The organism is Lysinibacillus xylanilyticus, assembly GCF_001708185.1.
In the GTDB taxonomy this organism is placed as follows: Bacteria; Bacillota; Bacilli; order Bacillales_A; family Planococcaceae; genus Lysinibacillus; species Lysinibacillus xylanilyticus_A.
The window spans coordinates 1-5,828 of the sequence record NZ_MDDN01000034.1; the positions used below are offsets into that span (position 1 = coordinate 1).

Annotated in this window: 4 protein-coding genes, 3 tRNA genes and 1 rRNA gene; 5 read left to right on the top strand and 3 right to left on the bottom strand. The window is 38.6% G+C overall.

All coding sequences use genetic code 11. The annotated features are described in order from the left end of the window. Positions 1-50: 50 nt before the first annotated feature. The 3 genes from BFJ97_RS22985 (at position 51) to BFJ97_RS22995 (ending at position 303) form a co-directional block, all read left to right on the top strand. Positions 51-127, top strand: a tRNA-Asn gene (locus BFJ97_RS22985). 11 nt (positions 128-138) lie between these two features. After that, positions 139-229: transfer RNA gene (locus tag BFJ97_RS22990), tRNA-Ser, on the top strand. Between the two features lie 2 nt (positions 230-231). Beyond that, positions 232-303: transfer RNA gene (locus BFJ97_RS22995), tRNA-Glu, on the top strand. Between the two features lie 209 nt (positions 304-512). Here the strand turns inward: BFJ97_RS22995 and nadA are convergent. The 3 genes from nadA to nadB are packed head-to-tail and all read right to left on the bottom strand — an operon-like array spanning position 513 to position 4,006. Beyond that, entirely contained in the window at positions 513-1,616 is a 1,104-nt protein-coding gene (gene nadA / locus BFJ97_RS23000; protein WP_068986921.1) for a quinolinate synthase NadA, read from the bottom strand. Beyond that, positions 1,603-2,463, bottom strand: a complete 861-nt coding sequence (gene nadC, locus BFJ97_RS23005; protein WP_068986922.1) for a carboxylating nicotinate-nucleotide diphosphorylase — start codon at positions 2,461-2,463, stop codon at positions 1,603-1,605. Before nadC ends, nadA begins: the two co-directional genes overlap by 14 nt. Continuing rightward, entirely contained in the window at positions 2,444-4,006 is a 1,563-nt protein-coding gene (gene nadB, locus BFJ97_RS23010; protein ID WP_068986923.1) for an L-aspartate oxidase, read from the bottom strand. Before nadB ends, nadC begins: the two co-directional genes overlap by 20 nt. A 91-nt stretch (positions 4,007-4,097) precedes the next feature. On the opposite strand from nadB, the gene BFJ97_RS23015 reads away from it, so the two are divergent. Next, complete coding sequence (locus tag BFJ97_RS23015; RefSeq protein WP_068986924.1) at positions 4,098-5,177, top strand: cysteine desulfurase family protein; 1,080 nt, start codon at positions 4,098-4,100, stop codon at positions 5,175-5,177. Between the two features lie 529 nt (positions 5,178-5,706). Continuing rightward, a 5S ribosomal RNA gene (gene rrf / locus BFJ97_RS23020) occupies positions 5,707-5,822 on the top strand. Positions 5,823-5,828: the final 6 nt, after the last annotated feature.

A 5,828-nucleotide genomic window follows, 5' to 3' on the forward strand; every position in this document is an offset into this window, starting at 1 on the left:
CCTGATAAGCGTGAGGTCGATGGTTCGAGTCCATTTAGGCCCACCATTATTCCGAAGTAGCTCAGTTGGTAGTAGCACCTGACTGTTAATCAGGTTGTCGCAGGTTCGAGTCCTGCCTTCGGAGCCATTTTTTTTTGTGGGGAAGTACTCAAGAGGCTGAAGAGGCGCCCCTGCTAAGGGTGTAGGTCGGGTAACCGGCGCGAGGGTTCAAATCCCTCCTTCTCCGCCATTGGCCCGTTGGTCAAGTGGTTAAGACACCGCCCTTTCACGGCGGTAACACGGGTTCGAATCCCGTACGGGTCATACTAAAAGCAGTAGATGTAATTTACATCTACTGCTTTTTTTTGTATAAGAATAGTTTTTGAGATTTCAATAATTTCCTCTAAACAATTATGAATTAAAGTCTTCAGAGGCGATTATGCTGAGACATAATCGATATTGAACATCACAACATGTTTACCTAGAGCTATAATAAACAAACGTCTACCAGAAATGAGTAGACGTTTTGCCATTTAAGTGCTTAACAGCATTCTTTCAAGTGAGCTACGTGCTTCTTCAGCAGTGTGAGCATCTACTCGAATACGATTATGTGGTTGCCCCTTTTCTATACTTTCTAAGGACCAAAGTAGATGGGGGAGGTCAATTCGATTCATTGTAAGACAAGGACAGAAATTCTCATTTAAAGAGATAATATGCTTATCAGGGTGCTGCTTAATAATCCGATTAACAAGATTCATTTCAGTACCGATTGCCCATGCTGAACCACTCGGTGCCTTATTAATCGTATCGATAATGTATTTTGTAGAACCTGCATCATCTGCAGCGGCAACAACCTCGCGACTACATTCAGGATGAACAATGATACGCATATTTGGATACACTTTACGCACAAGCTCCGTATGTTGAACTGTAAAACCTTCGTGTACAGAGCAGTGTCCCTTCCATAAGATGACTTGAATGTTTTCTGGAGACTGATCTGTCTCAAGTATATTTGTATGAGGATTCCAAACTGCCATATTTTCAAGCGGTATTCCTAAATCATACGCAGTATTTCTACCTAAATGTTGATCAGGTAAAAAGAAAATACGTTGTTTTTGTGTAAATGCCCATTTAACCATTTCTTTTGCATTGGACGATGTAACACAGGCCCCTCCATGCCTTCCCGTAAATGCTTTAATGGCAGCAGTAGAATTGACATATGTTAGCGGGATAATGGTATCCCCGAAAAGCTGTTGTAAAATAGACCATGCTTGTTCTGTTTGATAAATGTCTGCCATATCGGCCATTGAACAGCCTGCTCGCATATCAGGTAAGTAAACATGCTGCTGTTCTGTTGTAAGCATATCAGCCGTTTCCGCCATAAAATGTACTCCACAAAATACTATATGTTTAGCTTCTTTATTAGCAGCTGATAATTGAGCAAGCTGTAAAGAATCCCCTGTTACATCTGCAAATTGAATTACTTCATCTTTTTGATAATGATGCCCAGGGATGAAGAGTTTCCTTCCTAATTTCTTTTTTATAGCGATAATGCGACCTTCCATTTCATTTTTAGATAATGCACGATAATGATTTGGTAGTAGTGACGTTTGTTGTAATAAACTAGTGATGGACAAGGGGATTAGCTCCTTTCGTTTGTACAAGTGCACTAATATCAAAAGCTTTTACTGAATGTGTTAACGCTCCAAGCGAAATCCATTGAATGCCTGTTTTAGCATAGGTGTTTAAGTTTTGAAGCGTAATGCTTCCTGAAGCTTCTGTAACGATATGTGGGGGAACGGCAAGAAGCCATTCATGTATTTCTTCAGGGCTGCGATTATCAAACATAATAATGTCTGCACCAGCTACAATTGCTTCAACTAGCTGTGCTTTTGTTTCGATTTCCACTTCGATTTTAATGGTGTGACCGATTTTCTCACGGGCTGTTTGTACGGCCTTGGTTATACTACCTGCAAACGCAATATGATTATCTTTTAGCATTATCGCATCATATAATCCATTACGATGGTTGTAGGCGCCACCGATTCTAACAGCATATTTATCTAACATACGCAGGCCAGGCATGGTTTTGCGAGTATCGCATATTTTCGCATTCGTACCTACTGTTTCACGTACTGCTAAATTCGTAGCTGTAGCGATAGCAGACATGCGCTGGATTAGATTCAATATTACCCGTTCACCAATTAATAATTTTTGAAGAGGACCTTGAATAACAGCGAGAACATCACCGGCATTTACTTCATCACCATCTTTTTTATAAAGTATAATATCCATTGATCGGTCCAGTAGAAGAAATCCATGCTCAATGATGATGGCTCCACAAAAAATGCCGCTTTCCTTCGCATAAAAAGAAAAAGATCCCTGCTGTTCTGGAGAAAAAATAAATTCACTCGATAAATCCCCATCGCCTATATCCTCATTAAAAAAATGTTTTAGCAATTCCTCAAGTTTGATGATATTCATATAATGAATTCCTCACTTTCATCTGTCCTTGTTGAAAAATGATCCAGCGGTTTGCCCACTCATGATCATTGTTTGTTTTATCAATGCGAATATGTGCTCCGCGAGTTTCTGTTCGTGTAAGGGCTGCGTGTACCATTAATGTAGCGACAATATGCATCATGTAAAGTTCGAGTTCCTGTCGATTCAAGCCATCTAAATCAACTTGTAGAAGTGTTTGTATTGAGGGCAATTGTTGTACGAATTGTTCCATATCGATTGGATTTCGCACAATGCCTAATGTGTTCATCATCATTTGTCGTAGTTGATCTTTTGTAAATAATGATGGCATTGTTTGTTGGTGATGTTTGTCATCAATTAAGAAATTATTTTGCTTACAACCTTTTTGAATAATGTATTGGGCAGTTCTTTGTCCAAACGTAATTCCTTCTAAAAGAGAGTTACTAGCTAAACGATTGGCACCATGTACCCCAGTACAAGCAACTTCTCCAATTGCAAATAGATTAGGAATAGTTGTTCTTCCTTTGTCATCAGCAACAACACCCCCCATTAAGAAATGGCTACCTGGTACTACAGGAATTAATCCATCGTGTAAATTAACATGATTGTCATAGCAAAGCTGAGCAATCGTAGGGAATTTTTCTTCAAAGTGCTCGATACTTGAAATATCAATAAATGTTTCCTGTCCAGCAGCGCGTTTATTAAATAATGCATGTGCAGTAACATGGCGTGGTGCTAAATCCAACTGTTCATGTATACCTTTCATTATGGGATGACGCTGTGCATCGACAAATTTTCCCCCGGCGCCACGCACAGCCTCAGAGACTAATCCTTTGGCCTCACCTTCACACCAAAGTAAGCTAGGGTGAAATTGCATAAATTCCATATCACTGATGGCAGCTCCTGCACGATATGCTAAAGCGATACCATCTCCAGTATTCGTTGCAAAATTGGACGTACAAGAATAAAGCGCGCCGGCACCACCTGTTGCGAGAATGACGTGGTGGGCAAGGTAGCGCTTCGTTCCCTCTGCTCCCTTTGTAAGAACGCCAACACAATCCCCATTTGTATTCAATAAAAGCTCGTAAGCCATTTCATAGCAATTCACAACGATATTAGATGTAAGTTGATTGAGTAAATAATCTATCATTACTTGGCCAATACGATCACCACCTGCATGTAAAATACGGTGATGACTATGTGCACCTTCTAAGCCTAGAGCAGGTGATCCATCAACTTGTCGATCGATAGGGAAGTCCCCATTTAATAGATTACGCATAATTTCTGTGCCGTTTTCTATTAGTACTTCAACATTCCTTCTTTCATGATGATATTCACCAGCAGTCAACGTATCAGCGATATGAAACTTTGGATGATCTTCTTGACTTGTAACGGTAGCAATACCACCTTGAGCACGATAAGAACTACTCATTTTAATTGAACATTTTGTAACTATCTGAACTTGAAAATGTCCTTCGAGTAGTCGAGCAGTTTGAAGTGCAGCAACACCGCTACCAATAATAAGTACATCTGTCATTACATCCATTCAAATACCTTCTTTACAGTTGTCTTTACACATATCTTTACATAAAATAAAGGAGAAAACAAGACCTGATGAACTAGAAAGGAAGAATAAGATGATTTATTTGGATTACGCTGCAACCTCTCCAATGTCTCCAAAAGCGCTTAAAGCATATTGTGAAGTAGCGAAGCAGTATTATGGAAATAGTGCAAGCTTACATGATCTAGGAGGGCAAGCACATTATTTTGTTGAACAGGCAAGAGCTGTTGTAGCAAAATCTCTTGGAGTAAACAGTGATGGTGTGATTTTTACTGGAAGCGGAACGGAGGGCAATTTAATTTCGATTTTGTCGTTAGCTTTAGCAACAAATAAAGGCAAGCATATTATTTCATCACAAGCTGAACACACATCCGTACATGCTGCGTTAAATACTCTTGAAAAAATGGGTTTTGTGGTCACGAAGTTACCTTTACAGCAAGATGGTTGTATTCATGTGGAGCAATTACGAGCAGCAATACAAGAAGATACAGCTTTAATCACGATCCAACATGTAAATTCAGAGATAGGTTCTATTCAACCTATTGAAGAAATAGCCGAGATTGCAAAACAATCAAACGTTCTTTTGCATGTCGATAGTGTACAGTCCTTCTGTAAACTTCCGTTAAAACAAAAAGTAGATGCTATTACTGTATCAGCTCATAAAATAGGTGGGCCAAAAGGGTGTGGAGCTATCTATATTAATCCTGAGCTCTGTGTTCCGGCATTAGCACCGGGTTTGACACATGAGCGTGGGTTAAGGGGAGGTACCTTGGATACACCAGCCATTGTTGCTTTTGCTACGGCCATTGAAGTTTATCAATATGAGCGTCAACACTATGAAGCATTACGTCAATATTTTCAGAAAAATTTACCGGAGACGTGTCAGATAATTGAGTGTAAGGAGCAATTGCCTAATATTTGTGGTGTATTGATGAAAAGGGTAGAGGGGCAAAATGTTTTGCTAAAATTAAATGAAGCGGGAATATGTATTTCCACAGGAAGTGCCTGTGATATTCATAGTGAATCTGGTACAAAGGCGATTTTATCAATGGGCTATTCTATGGAAGCGGCACGCCAATTTTTTAGAATATCTTTTGGTCCTGCAACAACATTTGAAGAAATTGATCGATTACAAATGGCGCTTTCCATAATTTAGTGCATTTCAGAATAAAAAAGTAAAGGATAGGATTAAAAATGAAATTTTATAATAAAATAATATAGAAATTATAAATTAACAGGCATGTTCATGATTTATAAAAGATTTTTTGTATTCATTTTTGTAGCTGATTGGAGCGAAAGGTTACTCAAGTACTTCTGTCGAAGAGCAAAGATTCCCAAGGAAAAAATAACAAGGCTTGATGTTTGCCCGCAGGAAGGAGTTAGCTTATTGTGAAAATCAGCATCCTTTTATTAAATAAAGGGAATAAAAATAGCGAATCAATCTATTGATAAATTAATTGTTTTCTTTTAATTGAACAATTGCTATAATAAATAGTAGAGTAATAATTTCTCTTTCGAAACGAAAATATCTTCATAAAGTAATAATTTCTTTTTTTTATAAAAAAGTGTTGCACAATGCGAGAAAACGTTATACAATAATTCTTGTCTTGAAGGACAGGTAATAAACTTCAAAACAAAATACATAAGAGTTTCAAAATACAACGTATATTGAAAACTGTTAATAGTCTAGTGATGATGGCAAAGAGGTCACACCCGTTCCCATACCGAACACGGAAGTTAAGCTCTTTAGCGCCGATGGTAGTTGGGGGCTTCCCCCTGTGAGAGTAGGACGTCGCTAGGCATTATA

Bases quoted from the DNA above. Each gene is read 5' to 3' on its own strand.
- nadC (WP_068986922.1), bottom strand. From the start codon at position 2,463: ATGAATATCATCAAACTTGAGGAATTGCTAAAACATTTTTTTAATGAG.
- nadB (WP_068986923.1), bottom strand. From the start codon at position 4,006: ATGGATGTAATGACAGATGTACTTATTATTGGTAGCGGTGTTGCTGCA.
- BFJ97_RS23015 (WP_068986924.1), top strand. From the start codon at position 4,098: ATGATTTATTTGGATTACGCTGCAACCTCTCCAATGTCTCCAAAAGCG.